Origin of the sequence: Enterococcus sp. DIV0561, assembly GCF_050539875.1 — a bacterium.
Lineage (GTDB): Bacteria > Bacillota > Bacilli > Lactobacillales > Enterococcaceae > Enterococcus > Enterococcus faecalis.
On record NZ_CP172927.1, the window covers coordinates 2,762,876 to 2,783,200 of the forward strand.

Sequence of the window (20,325 nt, forward strand, 5' to 3'; positions counted from 1 at the left end):
TAAAAAGACAGCTCTTCTGAACGCAGAAGAGCTGTCTTTTTTTACGCTTTAACTAACGCTGTATCTTGAACATAACCACGGTATACTTCTGTTCCTTGCATGACATTCATTTCATAAAATTTCATGCCCCCCCACTCCATCTCATTTCCTGTATGGTAAATCATAAATCCTGCTGGTATATGAATAATGTCGGCGTTATCACTGAATAACAACGTTGTATCGTAAAGAACACGATAAAAACCAGTCGCCGCATAGGTTGAGATGGCTTCTGATGCCACTTCTGGTTGTTCTGTTGCAAAAGCTGAAGTTGTTGTAGCCAACGCTCCTGCCCCTAAAAATGCGGTTACCCCTAAACACATTGAAACTTTTTTGATAGCTTTCTTCATCTTAAAAAACTCCTCTACTTAGTATTTTTAAAGCATTTATATAATATATTTGAAAACAAATATGTTATAACTTATTTCTAGGTTTACTTAACCAATGACTTGAATAATTGGCACACCTTTTTCCATTGCTCGCATAAACTCTTCTGCATCATATAGGCGATCTTTTCCTAAAGGCTCACCATTTTTGTGTTTACGACCTCCAGATAATGGATCATAGGTTTCAAAATACAAACGATTATTAATATATTTGTAGCCTTTCACGATTATATTGTTCCGACCTGTTTCTTCATAGAAGCGCCCCCAAGTGGAGTCAGGTGTAGGATTATAAAATAACTCACTTGTTTCTACGTAAGTAATAAAAATGCGGCCTTCATCAATTTCATTTTTCATAAACTCCAGTGTTGGTTCTCGGTAATAATGGAAGGGAACTTTATTTCTAAACATATAAAAGGCTAATGCCGAGGAATCCCATTTGACAGGCTGGCTTTTTTCTGCTTCTCCAACCGTTTTTGTTGAACCTGGATGATACCAATGTTCTGCCATCACTGCCGCATTGACTAATAGCTGGCCGCCTGTATCTTGATGATCGAAATACCAATTATAATCTTTATTATTACTTTTGCCTTCTGTGATTTCAATAGGTTGATAGCCATTGTCTGGATCGTATGGTATATAACGTTCATAAGGAATTTCAATGACTGAACCTGTTTCTGGAATAACTAGCTCTAATGGTGCACTCGGTTTAATATACCCAGGAATCTCTGGTAGGTCCTCTGGGTTCACCTGAATTGTTTCACCACGTTTTCCTTCAAAAGATGGCAGTTCGAGCCCCTCTTTAGAAATTTTATTGCCATCTTGATCCACGATTTGACCACGGTATTCTGTTTCAACAGCAATATATTGATAAACCACATGATACGTCGTTTCTGGAATCCCATTGTAAAAATTAACAGCTGTCACAGGTCCACCTGCAGTGCCTTTATTAGGAAATGTGTGGCTTTGGCCCGCAGCTACCTTGGCGCTCTGCTCAACTGTACCGTTTTTTCTTAGTAACTCAATCAATTGTGTGCCGCTATCATCAATTTGCGTGCGACGAAGATCGTAATTTCCATAATTATACAAGTGTGACCAACCATTATAATATTTAGATAAGTAACCATTTGCGTTGGTCGGTAATGGGTCAGTTAACGCATAGGTCACACCATCTTTAACAATCGTTTCCGGCGCACCAGTTGTATAAGCATCTCCTTTGAAACCAGATTGTTTAACACTCTCTAATAGCTGATTTTCAGGTTCTTCTTTTGTTGTACCAGCGATAATATAATGTGTTTCTTGTTCTAATTGATCAATAATTGGGACGATTACTTTATTCACTGTTTTCGTATCATTTTGTAAAAGCGTTCGTTTTAAATTCCAAATTGCCGCTCTAGTGTTGTAACGTTCCAAAATAATATTGTCATATTTCCCTCCAGGGTAGACATAACGATGTCCTGGAAACTCTTTTGAATTCACCGTACTCCCCTCTGTTAGTGTGTATTTTTGTCGAGTGGAATTGTTGGGACTAAGTTCATAAATATAGAGTGTTCGCGGTTTGGTACGGTCAACAGTAATCGCAATTTGTATGTTGTTATTGTTGACAAAGCCATCAATTAACAACTCGTTTTGATTCGCTGGCCTAAATGTCATAGAACCTTTGTATAAGTTTTCAGATGGTTTCACAGAAAACTGTGTTTTATAATTTTCAGATTCTGGTACACCAGCTACCTTCAGACTGGCGCTAAGTTGCTGACTGACTTCGCTCGGTTGCTCTTCAGACGTTGCATAACTCACGATGGGTAGACACACTTGAATTCCTAACGTGCTAATGATAAGAGCCTTAGTAATTTTCTTCATACAAATTCCTTCCTTTAAATAAAAATTAACCAAGAATATATAAAATTATTCCCCTGTATATCATTTAGCATACACGAAATAAATTTAAAATTTTATTTTATTTATTCCTAAAAAAAGAAATAATAAAATAATGTAAATTATTAAATGAAATAAAAGCCAATGTTTGAACCAGTTATTGATTGTCGTCCAAAAATAAAATTGTTACTTTTATAAGCATAAATTAACACTTTTTTTGTAGCTACTGTTGAAAAATTCAAATAAAATCACGCTGATTCAAGTCTATTCAATAGTGTGTACACACTTTGTATAAAAAGTTCCCTTTTGTTGGTTGATTTAAGTTGAGACAGAAGTCTTTAATTAATTATCACAAAAGCAGTATCTGCTGCAGCATTCAACATAGCTTTCGTTTCTACACTGTTTTTTTATCTAGATACTATTCGAATTTTTCCGTTCCAACTTGCTATAATAAACACGAAGAGAGCGTACTAGACATACGCTCTCGGGTAGACCATTTACGACGGTGGCTTTAAATTATTGGTTTTCCGTTAATAGTTCTGAAAAGTACCTTGCATATTCCTGTGTATCTATTCTGTCAAGTTCTTCTTCATCAAAAGATACCTTGTCATAATACTTAAATTCTATAATATTCAGAACAGTGTATAATATATAAATACTTAATGAGATTCCTCCAAAAACAACCATATTTTCTATATTTATATGTGCAAATGCCATTTTTAACTCTCCCTACTTTCCCCGCTCTGTCTTATCTCAATTTATTTACTATTCGACTTTTCCGTTTCAACTTGCTATAATAAACACGAAGAGAGCGTACTAGACATACGCTCTCGGGTAGACCGTTTAAGACGGTAGCTTGATTTTGATACGGAAATAAACCCGTCAATCTTCGCTAAAGGTTATGACGGGTTTATTTTTTGTCGTTTTTATTACTGATTTTGACAATTAATGTTGCGAAAGCGATTGCAAGCATCAATGCTTCAAAGACAGTCACTACTATTCCTTTCTAGGGAAAAAGCGAGCAAGCAAAAACATTGGCAGTCCCTCTTTTTTGAGAAATTGCCACCGTCATAAACTTCCTACTTGTGTAGTATAACACATTTGCACTTTGTTAGAAGGCGCTCTCTTTAAAAAAGTAGGAGCCCCAGAAAGGTCTATAAAAAAGTGTCCAATTATCTATTGATAGATCTTTGGGCACTTTTTTCTTATTAAACAAAGGTTTTATTCTGGCGCATCTTCCAGAGACCACCGCAACACTCCACTATACCTTCCGATTGGATCAGATGGAAAAATCGTCAACTGAAGTTGTTTGGTCAAATTAGCGGTAGCGTTGCCGCTTCCTTGCAAAATAGGTTGGCTATCTGCATTAATTAGAACACGCTGATTCTTCTCACCATAACTTATTCTTTTGTCGAGTAACTCACCGTTTTCGTTCTTTAACGGTTGTTCTTCTTTTACTTTAATTGTCCACCGACTTTTATCAAGTTTGCTTGTATCTTCAATGCGGATTTCTTTATTTGTAATAGAAGAAATCATTGTCTCTGTTGCGGGAATTTCATTCACACCAAAATTGATCGTATCAGGTAAAATGAGCTTGGGCCCAGCTTCTTTTTGAAGAGTCCGACTGTCTTTTTCTGACTCTTGATTGTTCTCATCTTTTATATAAAAGAAAACCTCTCGATTCAACCAATGTTCAGGAAAAGTATACGTAACTTTATCAACAACCGATTCTGGCGCATCTACATATTTTTTTAATTCTTTTTCTTCCGTGCCACACTTCGCTATTAAAGTTATATTGGTTGATGGATCATGGGAAAATGAAAAAGTAACTTCTCGCTGATTTGTAAAACGTGAGACCAATAGCGGATTTTCTTCATCCATCAATTTGAATTGTAATAACTTCTTTTCACGATAACGATGAATAATTGTTTGCTCCTCTGGAAGAAACATTCCTTGATCTTGTTGGGTCTTAATTGGTTCATAGCCAGCTATTTGGGGATACTGATTAGACAAGTCAAAAGGCGTGGTTAAAATCCCTTCTTTTGTGACTGGTTCATGAATAGCATTATCTTGTTCATTTAAAAACACAGTCGTTGCTTTCCCCACATAATTCACACTGGATGTAGCAGTCGTTTCCTCTAAATTTTCTCCATCTAAAAGAGTTCTTGCACTAAACGGCAAGTCTAATTTTCCACTTGAAATGAGCGCCGTATCGACTGGATTTTGAGTCCCTTGCCATTTCAAGTAAACTTTATATTGTAATACGGTATCGTAGAAACGACTATCTGACAGATTTTTTGTCATAATTTGGACATTTTCACCATCTGTTTGGCTAGTAAATAAATCCGTTAAATCTTCTCCTTTAAAGTCTGTAACTAAGACTTTGTCAAATTGATATTGCTTTGTTTGATTTACTTGGTTCAGGTTAACGTTTATAGCCATTTGACTAGGTTTTGTCCACTGATCAATATTTGGAATGGTCTGTTGCACATTTAAACAAACAGCCGTCTCTGCATTTTCAAAATAAGTATCCATTGCGTAGGCTGTTGGAAATTCTGGTTTTGCCAAAAAATCCGTAAAGTAAACAATGGATGACGGCGTTGTGTCATTGTTGTGGACTACAAACGTAACAGTAGAAATACTTTTGGTCGTCATTTCAAAACGCTGGCGAGGGTCCCGCCAAGGTACCCCTGCAGTAACGTTTTTTAGATATAACCAATAATCATCGTCTCCGCCATCCCACGTATCGTAAAGAATATGTGTAGGATTTTCCGCATATAAGGCATCAATTATCGTTCCAGGGTTTTTATAGCCAACATATTTGTTTGAATTTAACCCATAGTAATTAAACGCTGTTTTTATCGTTAAGGGCTGACCATAATTATCAACAAAATCATAGGTAACCAGCATTTCGCCTTTAATCGTAATTCCTAAAAAATAGCTTTCAGTAAAACTAATTGATCCTCCATCCAAATTACTTTTATTCCGTTGTAATGTAACTAATAAATTAACTGCTTTTCCTTCATAGAACCCCACATTTTTTACTAATGCTTTACTTTTATTTGTCGTTCGACTAACTGCCATGTAGTTTGAATACACTTCGCCTTCAATTGGTTCGACGGATGTATTTTCGCCGTAATGCATAATAAATGTGTTTGCCGCTGGTGTAATCGATTGATTTGCCCAATGGAAATAGCCCAGTTCTGTTAATGGTCTAGGAGCAGCCTCTACTTTTTCAACTCCTAAAAAGATCCCTCCAACTATCCACAATAAAATCAATAAATAGTTATGTTTTTTCAATTGAGATTACAACCTCCTTACTTTTACTTGTAAAAAATAAAATAAATATTAAATAACAATTGATATTATTTGAAGATCCAAAGACAATTGTAATAGAATTTCTATGCTGTATCTACTCTAAAATATTTCTTAAAAATACCTAAAAAACGAAAGCTTATTTAACAATCGACTTTCCCGTTTCAACTTAGCATAATAAACACGATAAACATGAAGAGATCAGGACAGGACCAATTAGTTCTGAAGGCGTTGGTTCTGTTTCTGCCGTTTATTAGGTTGCGAACGTTTAAGACGTCATCTTTAATTATAATCAACCTTCGGTAAAAGTTATGACAGGTTTATTTTTTATTACTGATTTTAGCAATAGACTAAACAGACCGACCATCAAAAAAGATGGTCGGTCTGTTTAGTCTATTGGTCTACCTTTACTCCTTCTCCGACAATGCTCGCCAGACATCAAATGTTTGTTTTAAGCCTTGGACATTATGAACACGTAAAATTTCTACGCCTTGTTGCGCCGCATACAAGGAAGCAGCGGCTGAGCCAAAATCACGGTTGGCTGGTTCTGGTTCGTTCGTTAAAGCGCCAATGGTTCGTTTGCGAGAAACGCCGTACATTAACGGATAATCTTGGTAGCGAAAGGCGTTAGGATCTTTTAACAGTTGAAGGTTTTCAGCAACAGTTTTATGAAAGCCAATCCCTGGATCGAAACAAATTTTTTCTAAGGAAAGCCCATATTTTTGGCATTGTTCAATTTTTTCTGTATAAAATTGGTGCAACTCTTCTTTTAAAGAAAGCGATTGGCGTTTTCTAGAATGCATAATCACAACTTGGACTTCAGGATATTGTGCGAGGACTTCTGCCATCCCCGGAGTGTCTAATCCTTTGATGTCATTAATCATTGTGGCGCCAGCTTGGATCGCGGCTTCTGCTACTTCGGGATAGTAGGTGTCCACAGAAATCGGCGCTAGAGAAGTCTCACGTATTTTTTTAATTAACGGTAATACTCGGTCTGCCTCAACTTGTGGAGAAACTTCTTCGTAGCCAGGACGTGTGGATTGGCCGCCAATGTCTAAAATATCGGCCCCCGCTTCTAGTAGATGAAGCGCATGTTGATAGGCCACGTCGACCGTTGTGTAGCTACCGCCATCAGAAAAAGAGTCGGGGGTCGTGTTGACAATCCCCATAATTTGGTAATTCTTTTTTAAATCAATCATTGTCACATTGCTCCTTTATCTGCTGAATCATCTTTCGTAAAGCCCGCATTCTAGGACTTATCTTCATTCGTTCACTCGTGGACAACTCCGCTAAGGTTTTGCCTCGGTCTGGTAAATAAATAATCGGATCAAAACCATAACCGCCTGTACCGCGCGGTTCAACTAATTCACCAGTCAAAGTGGCTTCCGTTTGCAACAGTTTGTCGTCATCGAGTGCATAGACCAACGTGGCTGATAAGGTTAACTCGCGAGTCGACTGTTGTCCTTCAAATAAGTGCAACAGTTCGCGGTTCTGTTCTTCCGGATTAGCTGAATGGAAAAAGCGGCTTGTATAAATACCTAATAAATCAGGAAAAGCAGTTAACGTTAAGCCGCCATCATCACCTAACACTGGGCGTCCGATTAATTGTTGAAAAAAGCGAGCTTTTAGATAAGCATTTTCAGCATACGTAGTGCCAGTTTCTGCCGGTTGCTCTTGACTGGTGGTATACTTTCGATAAGAGACAAGTTGAATAGCTGGGTCCTTAAGTCCTGATTGCATTTCTTTTAACTTACCTTGGTTATTCGTGCCAACAATGATTTCCATTTTCTAACGTATCTCCATTAAAAATTGATTTTTCCACTCTTGTTCTTTAAATAGTCCGGTAAATTGAAATGTTTTGGTGCTACTTTGTGGTGTTTTCACGCCGCGCATCGTCATACACATATGTTCCGCTTCAATGGCTACTGCAATGCCTTTGACGGGAATATTTTCTTGGAGTTTGCGGGCAATTGTCACTGTTAAATCTTCTTGAACTGTGGGACGTTTGGCACAATGTTCTACTAATCTTGGTAACTTGCTTAGTCCCAATACTTTGCCACCTTCTGGCAGATAAGCGACATGTACTTTTCCATAAAATGGCAATAAATGGTGTTCACACATTGAATAAAAGGCAATATCTTTTACTAGAACCATTTCGCCTTCATTTAAGCTATCAAATAATTTATAATCGTCAAATTCAGGTTCGGTTAATCCACTAAAAACTTCTGCATACATTTTAGCTACGCGTTTGGGTGTATCAATGAGTCCTGCCCGTTGAGTATCTTCCCCCACTGCTTCTAAGATTGTGGTAACTGCCTGCTCAATTTGCGCTTGTTTTTCCTGCTCCATCTCTACCATTCCTTTTCGCTTACTCGCACTTCTTCTTGATTGCCACTGCGCTGAATCCACGTAGCTATTGGCGCGCCCAATAGTTGTTCCTCTGCGTAAACATCACTTAAGGGAATCAAAACAAATGACCGTTTTGTTAATTCTTGATGAGGAACTTGTAGGTGAGGCAACGTGACTGACTGTTCCCCTAATAATAAAATATCAATATCAATAATCCGCGGACCCCAGTGAATTAATTTTTTACGTTTCATTGCTTGCTCAATCCCTTGGGTAACAGCCAGTAATTCTTCAGCGGTATAGCTAGTATCAATTTTCAATACGGCGTTCAAAAAATCATCTTGGTCTGTATAGCCGTAAGGATCCGTTTCATAAAGTTTTGAAGAAGCCACGACCTGAATCTGCGGGTCTTCGTTTAAATAATTGCGGGCTTTCACTAAATTTGTGTACGGATCGCCGACGTTACTACCTAATGCTACATAGCCAATCATCTATACTTCTCGCTCCATTTCAATTTCAATATTGTCAAAAAGGCCGGGCATCGGCACACTATATTTTCTAATTTTAATGATAATTTTGTCCAATTGTTCTTGATAATCTGCGGAAATATCATCTAAAATAGCACTCGCTAAACCTTCAATTAAATCGTACGAGTGATTGTTTACTCGTTGGGCAATCAATTCATTCACTTCGGCATAATTGACAGTTTGGGTGACATCATCTGTTCGCCCTGCCTCGGCTAGCGACAACTGCATTTCAAGGTCGATTTCTACTTGCTGTCCTAGACGTTTTTCTTCTGCCAAAACACCATTTTTTGTGAAAAATTTCAAGTTGTTAATTCTAATTTTATCCATCTTCTAACTCCCTACCCTCTGTTTTGCTGATTTTTTTAATCATAGCATATTTCTTGGAAAAGTCAGTAGTTAAAAGATGGAAAAGTGGTTATTGGCATGATATAAAAAATTACTTTTTACCAATCAAATAGTATAACTCGTGTATTCAAAAAAAGAGCGTTGCTGATGCAACGCTCTTTTTTTGGGTTTATTCGCCTTTTATCGCATTGTTACAAATTCTTCTGAGCCTGTTGGATGAATCGCAACAGTATTATCAAAATCTGCTTTGGTCGCGCCCATTTTAATAGCGACTGCAAAGCCTTGTAGCATTTCGTCAACACCGATGCCGATGCCGTGCAAACCGACAATTTTTTCTTCTTTGCCGACACAAATTAATTTCATGTCGCATTTTTGACGGTATTCTCCTAAAGCAAAATACATTGGTGTAAAGCTAGAGCGATAGATTTTCACTTGGTCTTCACCATATTCTTCAAGCGCTGCTTTTTCCGTCAAACCAATTGTCGCAACTGGTGGATGGGTAAAGACCACCGTTGGTACCAAGTTATAATCCAGATATAAATCGGTTTGTCCGTTAAATAAGCGTTCAGACAGGCGTCGACCAGCGGCAATCGCGACTGGCGTTAAGTCGATTTTACCAATGACATCACCGACTGCGTAGATACCATTTTGCGTGGTATTTTGGAATTTATCTACTTTGACGTAGCCTTTTTCATCAAGGGCTACTTTCGTATTTTCTAAGCCTAATTGATCCGTGTTCGGCTGACGGCCTGTCCCGAAAATCACGGCATCTGTCGTAATTGATTCACCATTTTCAAATGTAATAACATACTCATTCTGCGCCGTTTTTTCAATTTTAGCTGGTGTTGCATTCGGATGAATTTGCATGCCCATTTCTTGATAGCGTTCTACGACTTTTTCAGAAAGCATGTCATCAAAGCTTCGTAATGGTCGTTCATGACGGAAGGCCCAATGTGTTTCTGCGCCTAAGCCATGTAAGGTTCCTGCTAATTCGGCTGCGATGTAACCCGCACCGACAAAGACCACACGTTTTGGCATTTCTTCTAATGCAAAGAAGCCGTTTGAATCTAAGGCATATTCTTCTCCTGGAATACCTAGTTTTTTCGGACGACCACCTGTCGCAATTAAAATGTGCGGCGCCGTATATTCTGTCCCATTGACTTCAATTGTTTGCTCCCCAGTAAACGTAGCGTAACCATGGATACGTTCAATGTTGTTACTGTCTAAACCACGATTATACGCACCATGTAAGAAGTCGATATATTTTTCACGATTTTCAACTAATTGTTTAAAGCTAAAATTTTTGATTTCAACATCAAACCCATAGCCTGCTGTGTCTCTTTCCATCATTTCCATCATGCTGCTGGCTTGCCACATGACTTTTTTAGGCACACAACCAACGTTGACACAGGTCCCACCAATTTCATTACCCTCAATTAAAAGGACGTTGGCTCCGTGCATTCCTGCGCGGTTAGCAGAAGCAATCCCGCCACTACCGCCACCAATAACAATATAATCATAGGTTTTCATTTATTCTGGCTCCCTTTCAATTTGAACTTTCTCCCTTATTATCGCAAAAAATAGCAAAAAAAGACAGTCGAATTACTTACTTTTGTTTAGTTTTCTGCTGCTTCTGTTTCATTGATTCGTTCCGTAAAAGAACTGGGGGAAAGGAATTCAATCGTAGCATTGTCGAAGGGAATTCCTAAATCTTCTTTCGTTACGTTTGGATTCATTGTAATGACGTAAAGTGTTTTGCCTAAGGAAAGTGCAATCCCAATTTCTAAATAACTTAGTCGGTCAAAGTCACCATTAATAAAAACGTAGGTTGCTTCGTGAAGATACCGTTTTATCACTTCAATATCTGTAAACATTCCGGTTTGAACACAATCTGCTAAACCGAAGCCCACACCCCCCGCACAGCCATGCTCATCTTCAAACAGCTGAGGATCTACCAAAAGGTCCGTTTGAATACGAGGGTTTTGACCAATTTGGTAGGCGAATAATTTGGCCATAGTTATTCCTCCTTCTTTTTTTTTACTATAGCACAAAAAGGAAACCCTCATATGCCAGAGGATTTCCTTTCTTTTAGTACATGTTCCCAACCACTTTTACTCGTAAGCGTGTTGCATTTTCTGGATGATAGGCGAGTGGTGTTTCTTCCACCTCGACTAACTCGATTGTGCCAGGAACTGCACCCGCAAGTTCAGCTTGTTGGACGGCTTTTTCTTGGGCATCGGCCAACGCCGCGTCTCGTTGGATTTTTGAATAGACATAAATTTGTTCGTATTGTCCGCTAATCTGAGCGATAGAGGCACCGATGGCATTCGCCACTGCCCCGTTTTCGTTGCGAATTAGCGCTTTAACACCTGTCAATTCTTCGGGGATGATAATACTTCCACCACCAACTAAAACGACCGTCACGTCTGCAGAACTGGTTTTCATGCGATCAATCGCTTCACTGACCAATTCGCCAATTTTTTGGTACACTTTTTCCGCAAACGTTTGGTCTAAATGAGCTACTTTGCTAGGATCACCGACTTGGGCATGGCCTAAGCGAACCGCAATATCAGTGGTCGTTAATTGTGTGCCGCCAAAAACAAGGGCCTCTTGTGTAATACGGTAGCCGACACTGTCGGGGCCAACTGTCACAGAACCATCTGGTTGTTCACGCACTAGACTGCCGCCACCGACACCGATTGACACGATATCTGGCATTCTAAAATTGGTCCGTACTCCGCCAACATCAACGGCCAGTGAAGATTCTCTTGGAAAGCCATCCACTAACACGCCAATGTCTGACGTTGTGCCACCAACATCTAAAACAACCGCATCTTTCAAACCAGCTAAGTAAGAAGCGCCACGAATACTATTTGTTGGTCCACAAGCAATGGTTAAAATAGGAAACTGTTTGGCATACGTTAACGACATTAACGTACCATCATTTTGACATAAGTACACTTGGGCGTGATGAATTTTTTCTTGTTCTAAGGCTTGTTCAAAGCCTTCGCTGGTCACTTTAATTACTTTGTGCAACGCAGCATTCAAAATTGTTGCATTTTCCCGTTCAATTAAACCGACAGACCCAATCATTGAGGAGCAAGATACAGGAACATCTGCCCCTAACACTTCCTTCGCAAGCGCTTGAACAAACAATTCTTGGTCACTTTTTAAAGAAGAAAAAACGCCAATTACTGCAATTGCCTCTACTTCTCCTCGCCAAGAGGCCAAAATCCCACGTAATTCTTCTTCGTCCAGTGCAGTCAATTGTTGTCCATCATATTCGTAGCCACCATGTGCTAAAGCATACGTTTCTGAAAGAGTAGCCACTAAGTCCTTGGGCCAAGCTGTGTAAGGCAAGACCGAAGCGGTTGCTGGATAGCCCAAACGAAGGACCCCAACTTTTGCTAATTTTTTTCGTTCAACAATGGCATTCGTACATTGGGTCGTGCCCAACATTGCATGTGTGACTTTGGTTGGGTCCACTGCTGATTCTGCCAAGACTTTATTTAAGGCACCGGCAATCCCTGTTTGAATATCATCGGTTGTTGGAACTTTCACTGAATGAATCAAGTTTAATTGATGATCTAAAATAACAGCATCTGTATTTGTGCCGCCGACATCGATACCGATTTTATACATTTATTTGTCCTCCTTCGCTACTAAGTTTTCTAGTGGTTGATAATCCATTTCGTAGCCGAAATACCGAGGACCCACTGTTTCGATACCTTTTTTCGTTCGCCAAGCGGCATTCGCTTTCAAGCCCATTACTTGGACACGTTTGCCGTATTTCAAGCTTTCTGTTGTCACAGGCGTTAAAGTTTCCAAATCTACCATACAAATCAAATCAGGCGTCATCGCAATCACCTGGCCATCTTTCTCGGCAATTAAATTTTCATTTTGAAAATGGACAACTGCTTCTGAACCAGCATCACTGTTTAAGCCACTCAATTTGACACGTCCCAAATTGAAGCCACCTTTTACTTCTCGTTCTACATCTAGAATTTTTCCTTGGAACAATTCAAAGCCATCCGTAACTTCTACTAATGCTTGGCGTTTTTCTTGTTCATCTGCATAGGTACCTCGAATCACTTTGCCAATTTCTTCTGATAATGTCACGATGTTGTGAATACCATAGTCTTGTAATTGTTTGCCTGTCGCGGGATAAATGCTCACTAAAGCACTGGCGCCCATTTCAACCGTTTGAACACGAGCAAGACGTTCTGTCCAAGTATTATCAATCGTTTCCATAATGCCAATATTTCCTTTTTCATCGGTAATTGCCATAGGGGTCGCTGACATCCCATTCAAATGGAACGTTACCATAGGCAATTCTGGAAAGGCCCGACCCATACCATCACAATCCACCAAGGGAATGCCTAGCTTCGCTGCAACAACAATTGGAATCATTGAATTGACGCCCCCTGCTTCCATTGGAAAGGTCCCCGCAATCGTGTCTTGGTCTAAATATTTTCCTAACTTCTCAAAGACACGGACAAATTCGTCGCCTTTGGGAAATTTTTCAATTGCGACAGATGGGGCACCCATCATTGCGGCGGGTAGGAAAAAATCCTCCGCGGCAATTTCTTCTGGAGAAACCAGTTTGACAGGTCCGTTTTCTTCGATGGCGGACAAAGCCATCATTTTACCAATGTAGGGATCACCGCCACCTCCTGTCCCTAAAAAAGCTGCTCCTGTGGCTATATTCTCAATTGCTTCTGCATCTAAATAACGCATTCTCCGACACTCCTCTTCTTCATTCCATTTCTAATGATTCGGTGTTCGTCTGTTGACGTTTTGCACCGAAATAATAAATAACAAACGATAAAACAATGCCAATTAGCGGTTGGTTAGGCAATTGAGGGGCATTGGGAAAGAAACTCATAATCACCGGAATGCCCCCCACTGCAGCACCAATTAGCCATGAAAAAACACCTAATTTATTCACGCCAGGCGTTGGCTGCCATTTGGTTCGATCGCCTTTGTTAATCAACCAATAGGCAGCAATCATTACACCAGCCACTGGTGGAACCATCGCAGAAAGGACGGACATAATCGGCGTAAAGTAATTTAAAATCCCCACAACTGCTAATAAGGTCCCAATGGCGCCGGCCGCACCGACAGCGACTTTTTCTTTTTCTTTTGGAATATCAAAGACATTAATCAAGGCCAGTCCGCCAGAAAAAGCATTCACGGCATTCGTGGTCCAAGTTGCTAAAATTAGCGCAATAATTCCTAAAACTGGAAAACCGAGATTCATAAAAACTTCCGTGATATCTGCGGTGTTCGAAGCAATGGTCAAGACCGCACCAACGCCAATCATCAACAAGCCTGTTGGTAAAATCCCTAAGGTGGCCGCTTTAACCACATCTTTACGAGAAGAAACATATTGAGAGTAATCTCCAGCAATTACTGCACCTAATGCAAAAGAACCGACAGTCATTGAAAGACCTGACATAAAGCTTCCTGCTGTTTGAGGGGTATATTGACTAACAGCTTCCCAACCGTTGTTTCTTAACGAAGCCACCAAGCCATAAAGACAAACCAGAACTAACACAGGAACCGCAAAATAATTCAGAATTTTCAATATTTTTATGCCATAAAGAGCCGAAATAAGCATGATAACTCCCCAGATTAAGGAAGAAAGCGACACAGGTAAATCAATGCCGTAAATTTTTAAAAAGTTTGTGAAGGCGCCACCGCTGACATTGGCTTGCAAACCAAACCAACCTAAGCAAGCAATCGCTAGAATAATGGAAATAATCTTTTGCGAACCTTGAATGCCAAACACTTGAGAAGCGACTTTGACAGAAGGTTCTTGTAAGTCGGAACTTTGAATTCCTTGTAAAATCATTAAAATAACAATAATACCGTAACCAATAAATCCTGTTAACAAAGCTTCCCATAAAGGCATACCTGCAACTAACGTTCCTCCAATAATTAATCCTGGCACGCTAATCATTGCGCCCGCCCAAACAAATGCTAAGCTAAGCCACGATTGTTGTTGCTCGTTTTTTAATTTCATTCTCATTCCTCCTTAATTATTTTTTCAATTATAACGAAAAATCAGTCATAGGTCTTTTTCAAATTGAAAAAAATATCAAGGAAGTTTTGGCTTAAAATAAAAAGCAGACAAGAGCCTGGGACAAAAATCACTTTGGATTTTTGTCCCAGGCTTAAAAATTGATAAACGGCGGAAACAGAAGCAACTCCTTCGGAAATAAGCCGAAATTCTCCAAAAATTAAAGAACACCGGGTAGGTATCATGCAACATCAACTCGTACCTCGTTGTGTTTTATGACAATTTTCGGAAATTCCTTCTTATTGCTGAGAAACACCATTTGCAAAGCAAATAGATGACATCTGCGATTACTCGATGTATTTGAGCCTTTGAGAGTGTTGAACAGTACCTACGTGGTTCTCGGAGTTAAACACTTCTGTCCCGACCTCTGTCTGCTTTTTTCATTCATTCGTGACCAAGCGATATAAGATCATCGCCAAATAGACTTCATAGGCTTCGGCGGCGTTGGTCATATCATAGCCGAGCGCTTCATTAATTTTACTGATACGATATTTGACCGTATTTTTATGAACAAATAGGCGTTCTCCGCATTCTTTAAAATCACTACTTGCATCTAGTAAAAACGTCCCTAATGTCATTAACTGTTCTGATTCTTTTAAGAGAGGTTGGATAACTGCTAAGCGTTGTTGGATTGCTTCTTCTCCTGCTTGGAGACACGTCATCATTTGTTGAACTGTACGAATTTCCGCGATTGATAACACTTTTCTTTGTGGATAGACACGCTTTAAAAACGGCGCGACTTGATTAACAGTTTGGTAGCTGACACGCACTTCAGTCGTGTTACGAACTTTCGGACAAAGGATGATTTCACCTAAATAGTCCTGATAGTCTGTGGCTTGCAAGTATTCTTTACTAATCGTGGCTTCAGGCTGTTTGTGTAAATAATTACCTAAGAGAACAATCAGGTAATTTTCTGTTTGCTGGACAATCGTTGTTTGGTAATAGTAACGTAGGAAATCTTTCAAATCTTGCTGAATAGCGTGGATTTCTTGTCCTTGTTGCCAAATAGGCAAAAGCCACATCGTTTCGACAGAAGAAATATCAATCATTAATTTTTTGGCTAATTGGTACATCTTATCACTTTCATCGTTAATGATTGCTTGGACTAAGGCATACTCACTGACTTCGTCATAGTTTTTCCCCCATAAATTCAGAGCCATCTGAACGACTTCCACCGCTTGATTCATCTCAAAAGAGGTTAACTGCTCTTCTTCTCGAATGAAGTAAAGCTTCAATGTTTGTCCATCTTTCTGAGGAAGTTTTTGCGAGGTAATGAAGTAGGTCGTTTCTCCCAACGCTACTTTCTCTTGTGATTGATAAAGTAACTTGGTTAAGGGTAATTTCGTGCTTCGCGGCCAATTGATGGTACTGATGATTTCATTGGTATAGGTGGTTAACGCAATATTGACTTTTAAAAAATCGGATAGGATTTTCAAGGTCATTTCCACACTGCGGTTTTGTTCAGGCAAAAGGGAAACTTTTTCCAAGAAGTCCGTTGCAAAAGAAGTCATTTTATTTTTATTGACTAACAATTTCATGACTTCATAAATGACTTCGTTATAGCGTAATGTGGGATCGTTTTTAGGCATTTGGATTAAAATAAAACCTAAAGAATCCGCTAATTGAATCACTTCCTCTGCAACTTTCGGTACGATAATCCCGACGTAGTACAAGATTAGGCCTACCTCGCCTAATTCATGGAGATGCCGAATCGTTTCGCATTGCTTCACCACATCATGACGAATGGCACAAAATGAACCAATCAAAATTTCACCAGCATGGTATTCATTTGTTTTGTGAAGTTTTTCCGAAAACAAAGACATATCAGAGACTTCTAAAAAAGAAAGAGAAGCAACAGATGTGTCCAATTGGTTTTTACCAGAAAGTACCGTTGCTTCTCGCAAAGACGGTAATTTTAATAAATCATTCACGCGGACACTCATAATTACTCCTCCTTTTGGCTGGTTTATTTTTTCTTACGAATCATATCGCCGACTGCAACAGGTTGCGTCACTTCCATTGTTAATAACATCATGGGATTAGGTGCCCGATCGATCACTTCACCGTCTTCATTATACATCTCTTTGACGGTTTGGTGGAAATGGGTAAACCCGGGACCATAAAATTCAATTTCATCGCCGACACTGAAAAGGTTCCGTTGACGAATTGTCGCGACTTGCGTCTTTTCGTTGTACGCAATCACTTCGCCAACAAATTTATATTGTGGAATTTTACGACGTTCGCCGAATAATTGTTCATTTTCACTTGGTGTATTGTAATAAAAACCAGTTGCTAATTCACGTTGTGCTACTTTCCATAATTCATCAATCCACTCTTGTTGGCAGACATAGTTTTCAGGGTCTTCCATGTAAGAATCGACGGCTTTTTTATACACATTAGCGACTGTCGAAACATAGTGAATGGATTTCATGCGGCCTTCAATTTTAAAACTATCGACACCATTTTCAATTAATTCTGGAATATGTTCAATCATAGACATATCTACGGCACTCATTGAAAACTCTTCTTCAACTTCCCCTTCACTGGTTTTGCTCCGACGTTCTGTCCCAAAAGGCATATCAAATAACTCGTATTTCCAACGACAAGATTGAGAGCAACCGCCACGATTGGCATCCCGCATCGACATATGGTTGGATAAAGTACAACGTCCTGAATATGAAATACACATTGCTCCATGAATAAAGGCTTCAATTTCAATGTCCGTATTTTTACGAATCGCTGCAACTTCCTCCATTGAAACTTCGCGCGCTAAAACCACACGTTCTAAGCCTTCATTTTTCCAAAATTCTAATGTTTCATAGTTAGTTGCTGAAGCTTGTGTCGATAAATGGATAGGTAAACCTGGTGCTTCTGTCGCACAAATTTCGATTAAAGCTGGATCGGAAACAATCACAGCTGAAATTCCGATGTCTCGCAATTCTCTGAAAAACGCTCCTGCCCCTTCCTGGTTTCCTTCATGAGTGACCATATTGGCAGCGACATAAACTTTCGCATTATGTTCGCGGGCAAAGGCTACGCCTTCCGCCATTTCTTCTGGCGTGAAATTTCCTGCGCGGCTACGCAGACCGTAGGCATTCCCTCCGATATAAACGGCATCGGCACCGTAACGAATTGCGACCTTTAGTTTTTCTAGCGTCCCGGCTGGAGCCAACACCTCGGGACGCTTCAATGTTCGTTCTGTCATTACTTTCATGTTCTTCTTCCCCTTAAATGAATCAATTTATTTTATTGCGTCGGCACTTAAATCAAAGAAACCATTGTCTAAGCCACGACCTGTTGGATGTAATTTTTCAATTTCAGCTGTTGCATGAGCTGCTTGATCTTCTGACCAAGTTCCCGCTTCAAGTGCTGCTTTCGCTTCAGCAAATAAGCGAGCAATCGCGACAAAATTTTCACCTGGCGTGTAAAGGCCATCGAGCTTCCATGTGCGATAGTGATGGTCATACAAGTTTGTTAACTCATTCATCAAGTTCACATCGTTATTGGCAAAAATATGCGTACCATGACTATCTTCATAAATGGAATAGTGGGTTTCTGGTTTTTTGGGTTCAGAAATAAACAGCCCTTCGTCTTTCGTAACCCCTTTGTCGTTCTTTGTGTAATTGTAGTAATTTTGAATTAATGGGCGTTTCGATTGATGAATACACGTCGCCCCATAGACAAGAATTTCAGCTGGAACTGCTAAGTTTTCTTCCATTGCTACCATTTCTTCAAAAGGTACTTCCCGAGCTAGAACAGCTCCGATGGCTCCTCGTTTACTCCAAAAATTGATTTGACGTGAGCTCGTTACTAAGGTTTCACCATCATAAACGTAAGGAATTTCTAATCCATCTCGTTGCATAATAAACACAATCCCTGGATCACCCAAAGTAATTTTATCGACGTTGATTTCTTTTAAAAATGTCAGATACTCTGGGACTAATTTCATTTTTTCAGGGTGCATAATGCCATTTACTGCAACTAGCACTTGTTTGCCCATTTCATGTGCACGTTTCACAATCTCGCGTTGTTCATCTCGTGTAAAAGATACGGGCAAACGCAACCCGAATGTTTCTTCTCCAATATATAATGTATCCACACCTGTTGCGAGTAATTCTACAGCCTGCTCAACAGATTCTGCAGTTGCAATCAGTTCAATCATAAATATAGCCTCCTTCTTTATGACCGTTTAATAGTATCATACGTTCACAAACTTTAAAAGAGCTTATCTGTATTAAACGTACATTTTTCACAATGTTTCCGAAAAAAATTTTGGTAGAGAAGCACCATCCGCTTACCTACCAAATGTTCTTTTTTAATTACTGATCATCTGTTCTTTGGTCACTCATTCAAGTGGTATTTTCGTTCATAAAACGTTACTACAACGGTGAATAACCACGCTGCCGCTAAGCCTAACAAGCTGCCTAAAACAATCCCCAAAAAGCGGAATTGAATCAACGTTATCACGTACTGCTGACGAACGAGCAATGACAGCATCAGAGCCATAGGCGTTGTGAAAAATTGCGCCAATCCATAATTACGACGAATAAAATACTCAACGGTCACAAATAAGATTGTAATCACGACAATCGATTCAAAAGTTGTCAAAGCTAAATTAAGCAGAAAAGCGGAAATAACCAATCCAATCGTTGTGCCAAAAATTCGCTGAATATTTCGCTGCTTAATCGCACGTAAATTGTCTCCTTGTAAAATGGATGCACAGGAAACGACTAACCAATACGGATTCTGTAAATGTAAACTTTCGCTGATATATACAGCAAAAAATAAGACAAAGCTATAATATATGCTATCTAATGGCGCTTCTGGATGCCGATAAATTCGTTCCCGTAATGATCGCTTAGCTAGCGGGGCACTGATTTCCTTCTCTGTAAAATGCAACACTAGTGCAAACAAAATGGAAAAGCCAATGCCTAATAACATACAGCCACTCATGAACGGAATTTTTGCTAACGGAATGCTCGTACTGGCACCCATCGCTGTCACCATCACACCAAAGAAGGCCCCTGGTTTTGAAATATCGTAGACTTCAAAGAAAAAGCGGCCACCAAAACCGACCAGTGCAACAACAATGGGAATGAGCCATGCAATATGGGTCGATAACATGCCTAACAAATTTCCTAAAAAAAGGTAACTACCGACCACAGATAAACGAGTCATTAACTGTTTTAATGGTAGCGGCTGATAATATAAAAAAGTAAAAATACCTAACGAGCCAAAGCTTGAAATCAATAATTGATGATTGATATAGCCCAAAAAAAGAATGCTGAACATAACCAAGCCAGCAAACACTAGTCGAAAAGGATTATCCTTTGGACGTTGATAATGTAGTAATTCTCGAAAAAAAGATTGTTCCATTCCATCACCCCTCCTTATTAACGTAGCACAGAAAAATCAA

At 39.5% G+C, this 20,325-nt stretch carries 18 protein-coding genes; all 18 read right to left on the reverse strand.

Features of this window, described 5'->3' with window-relative positions; translation table 11 throughout:
- Nucleotides 1–41 precede the first annotated feature (41 nt).
- The 18 genes from IGM13_RS13155 to IGM13_RS13240 all read right to left on the reverse strand — a co-directional run bounded on the left by IGM13_RS13155 (nt 42) and on the right by IGM13_RS13240 (nt 20,285).
- Nucleotides 42–386 carry a hypothetical protein gene (locus tag IGM13_RS13155; RefSeq protein ID WP_002383155.1) on the reverse strand — a complete coding sequence of 115 codons (345 nt, stop codon included), beginning with the start codon at nt 384–386 and terminating at the stop codon, nt 42–44.
- 87 nt (nt 387–473) lie between these two features.
- On the reverse strand, nt 474–2,279 hold the full coding sequence (locus IGM13_RS13160) for a hypothetical protein (protein WP_002419663.1): 1,806 nt from the start codon (nt 2,277–2,279) through the stop codon (nt 474–476).
- Nucleotides 2,280–2,810: 531 nt separating this feature from the next.
- Nucleotides 2,811–3,011, reverse strand: a complete 201-nt coding sequence (locus IGM13_RS13165; protein WP_002383152.1) for a hypothetical protein — start codon at nt 3,009–3,011, stop codon at nt 2,811–2,813.
- A gap of 504 nt (nt 3,012–3,515) precedes the next feature.
- On the reverse strand, nt 3,516–5,564 hold the full coding sequence (locus tag IGM13_RS13170) for a hypothetical protein (protein ID WP_002419666.1): 2,049 nt from the start codon (nt 5,562–5,564) through the stop codon (nt 3,516–3,518).
- Nucleotides 5,565–6,016: 452 nt separating this feature from the next.
- The gene (gene folP / locus IGM13_RS13175; RefSeq protein ID WP_002419667.1) at nt 6,017–6,808 is read right to left on the reverse strand and encodes a dihydropteroate synthase; all 792 of its coding nucleotides are present in this window, start codon (nt 6,806–6,808) and stop codon (nt 6,017–6,019) included.
- Complete coding sequence (locus IGM13_RS13180; RefSeq protein ID WP_002419668.1) at nt 6,801–7,394, reverse strand: non-canonical purine NTP pyrophosphatase; 594 nt, start codon at nt 7,392–7,394, stop codon at nt 6,801–6,803. The genes folP and IGM13_RS13180 overlap by 8 nt, the downstream gene beginning before the upstream one ends.
- A 3-nt stretch (nt 7,395–7,397) precedes the next feature.
- Nucleotides 7,398–7,967, reverse strand: coding sequence for a GTP cyclohydrolase I FolE (gene folE, locus IGM13_RS13185; RefSeq protein ID WP_002383148.1), 570 nt, complete (start codon nt 7,965–7,967; stop codon nt 7,398–7,400).
- Nucleotides 7,961–8,446, reverse strand: coding sequence for a 2-amino-4-hydroxy-6-hydroxymethyldihydropteridine diphosphokinase (folK, locus tag IGM13_RS13190; RefSeq protein WP_002367511.1), 486 nt, complete (start codon nt 8,444–8,446; stop codon nt 7,961–7,963). The genes folE and folK overlap by 7 nt, the downstream gene beginning before the upstream one ends.
- Nucleotides 8,447–8,809, reverse strand: a complete 363-nt coding sequence (gene folB / locus IGM13_RS13195) for a dihydroneopterin aldolase (protein WP_002372599.1) — start codon at nt 8,807–8,809, stop codon at nt 8,447–8,449.
- A 198-nt stretch (nt 8,810–9,007) separates the two neighbouring features.
- The gene (gene gor, locus IGM13_RS13200) at nt 9,008–10,357 is read right to left on the reverse strand and encodes a glutathione-disulfide reductase (protein ID WP_002354732.1); all 1,350 of its coding nucleotides are present in this window, start codon (nt 10,355–10,357) and stop codon (nt 9,008–9,010) included.
- An 86-nt stretch (nt 10,358–10,443) separates the two neighbouring features.
- Nucleotides 10,444–10,842 carry a hypothetical protein gene (locus IGM13_RS13205; protein ID WP_010715488.1) on the reverse strand — a complete coding sequence of 133 codons (399 nt, stop codon included), beginning with the start codon at nt 10,840–10,842 and terminating at the stop codon, nt 10,444–10,446.
- Between the two features lie 73 nt (nt 10,843–10,915).
- The gene (locus IGM13_RS13210; protein WP_002419669.1) at nt 10,916–12,469 is read right to left on the reverse strand and encodes a hydantoinase/oxoprolinase N-terminal domain-containing protein; all 1,554 of its coding nucleotides are present in this window, start codon (nt 12,467–12,469) and stop codon (nt 10,916–10,918) included.
- Entirely contained in the window at nt 12,470–13,564 is a 1,095-nt protein-coding gene (locus IGM13_RS13215) for a DUF917 domain-containing protein (RefSeq protein ID WP_002419670.1), read from the reverse strand. It abuts the gene before it with no gap.
- Nucleotides 13,565–13,583: 19 nt separating this feature from the next.
- Nucleotides 13,584–14,858: a cytosine permease gene (locus tag IGM13_RS13220; RefSeq protein ID WP_002358943.1), complete on the reverse strand. Its 1,275-nt coding sequence runs from the start codon at nt 14,856–14,858 to the stop codon at nt 13,584–13,586.
- A 431-nt stretch (nt 14,859–15,289) separates the two neighbouring features.
- The gene (locus IGM13_RS13225; RefSeq protein WP_002419672.1) at nt 15,290–16,852 is read right to left on the reverse strand and encodes a PucR family transcriptional regulator; all 1,563 of its coding nucleotides are present in this window, start codon (nt 16,850–16,852) and stop codon (nt 15,290–15,292) included.
- A 23-nt stretch (nt 16,853–16,875) separates the two neighbouring features.
- The gene (locus tag IGM13_RS13230) at nt 16,876–18,123 is read right to left on the reverse strand and encodes a peptidase U32 family protein (RefSeq protein WP_002419673.1); all 1,248 of its coding nucleotides are present in this window, start codon (nt 18,121–18,123) and stop codon (nt 16,876–16,878) included.
- A gap of 27 nt (nt 18,124–18,150) precedes the next feature.
- Nucleotides 18,151–19,071 carry a peptidase U32 family protein gene (locus IGM13_RS13235; protein WP_002354722.1) on the reverse strand — a complete coding sequence of 307 codons (921 nt, stop codon included), beginning with the start codon at nt 19,069–19,071 and terminating at the stop codon, nt 18,151–18,153.
- Between the two features lie 179 nt (nt 19,072–19,250).
- Nucleotides 19,251–20,285 carry an FUSC family protein gene (locus tag IGM13_RS13240; RefSeq protein WP_002354721.1) on the reverse strand — a complete coding sequence of 345 codons (1,035 nt, stop codon included), beginning with the start codon at nt 20,283–20,285 and terminating at the stop codon, nt 19,251–19,253.
- Nucleotides 20,286–20,325: the final 40 nt, after the last annotated feature.

Excerpts from the sequence above, each read along its gene's own strand:
- IGM13_RS13155 (WP_002383155.1), bottom strand. The coding sequence starts at position 386 with ATGAAGAAAGCTATCAAAAAAGTTTCAATGTGTTTAGGGGTAACCGCA.
- IGM13_RS13160 (WP_002419663.1), bottom strand. The coding sequence starts at position 2,279 with ATGAAGAAAATTACTAAGGCTCTTATCATTAGCACGTTAGGAATTCAA.
- IGM13_RS13165 (WP_002383152.1), bottom strand. The coding sequence starts at position 3,011 with ATGGCATTTGCACATATAAATATAGAAAATATGGTTGTTTTTGGAGGA.
- folP (WP_002419667.1), bottom strand. The coding sequence starts at position 6,808 with ATGATTGATTTAAAAAAGAATTACCAAATTATGGGGATTGTCAACACG.
- IGM13_RS13180 (WP_002419668.1), bottom strand. The coding sequence starts at position 7,394 with ATGGAAATCATTGTTGGCACGAATAACCAAGGTAAGTTAAAAGAAATG.
- folE (WP_002383148.1), bottom strand. The coding sequence starts at position 7,967 with ATGGTAGAGATGGAGCAGGAAAAACAAGCGCAAATTGAGCAGGCAGTT.
- folK (WP_002367511.1), bottom strand. The coding sequence starts at position 8,446 with ATGATTGGCTATGTAGCATTAGGTAGTAACGTCGGCGATCCGTACACA.
- folB (WP_002372599.1), bottom strand. The coding sequence starts at position 8,809 with ATGGATAAAATTAGAATTAACAACTTGAAATTTTTCACAAAAAATGGT.
- gor (WP_002354732.1), bottom strand. The coding sequence starts at position 10,357 with ATGAAAACCTATGATTATATTGTTATTGGTGGCGGTAGTGGCGGGATT.
- IGM13_RS13205 (WP_010715488.1), bottom strand. The coding sequence starts at position 10,842 with ATGGCCAAATTATTCGCCTACCAAATTGGTCAAAACCCTCGTATTCAA.
- IGM13_RS13210 (WP_002419669.1), bottom strand. The coding sequence starts at position 12,469 with ATGTATAAAATCGGTATCGATGTCGGCGGCACAAATACAGATGCTGTT.
- IGM13_RS13215 (WP_002419670.1), bottom strand. The coding sequence starts at position 13,564 with ATGCGTTATTTAGATGCAGAAGCAATTGAGAATATAGCCACAGGAGCA.
- IGM13_RS13220 (WP_002358943.1), bottom strand. The coding sequence starts at position 14,858 with ATGAGAATGAAATTAAAAAACGAGCAACAACAATCGTGGCTTAGCTTA.
- IGM13_RS13225 (WP_002419672.1), bottom strand. The coding sequence starts at position 16,852 with ATGAGTGTCCGCGTGAATGATTTATTAAAATTACCGTCTTTGCGAGAA.
- IGM13_RS13230 (WP_002419673.1), bottom strand. The coding sequence starts at position 18,123 with ATGAAAGTAATGACAGAACGAACATTGAAGCGTCCCGAGGTGTTGGCT.
- IGM13_RS13235 (WP_002354722.1), bottom strand. The coding sequence starts at position 19,071 with ATGATTGAACTGATTGCAACTGCAGAATCTGTTGAGCAGGCTGTAGAA.
- IGM13_RS13240 (WP_002354721.1), bottom strand. The coding sequence starts at position 20,285 with ATGGAACAATCTTTTTTTCGAGAATTACTACATTATCAACGTCCAAAG.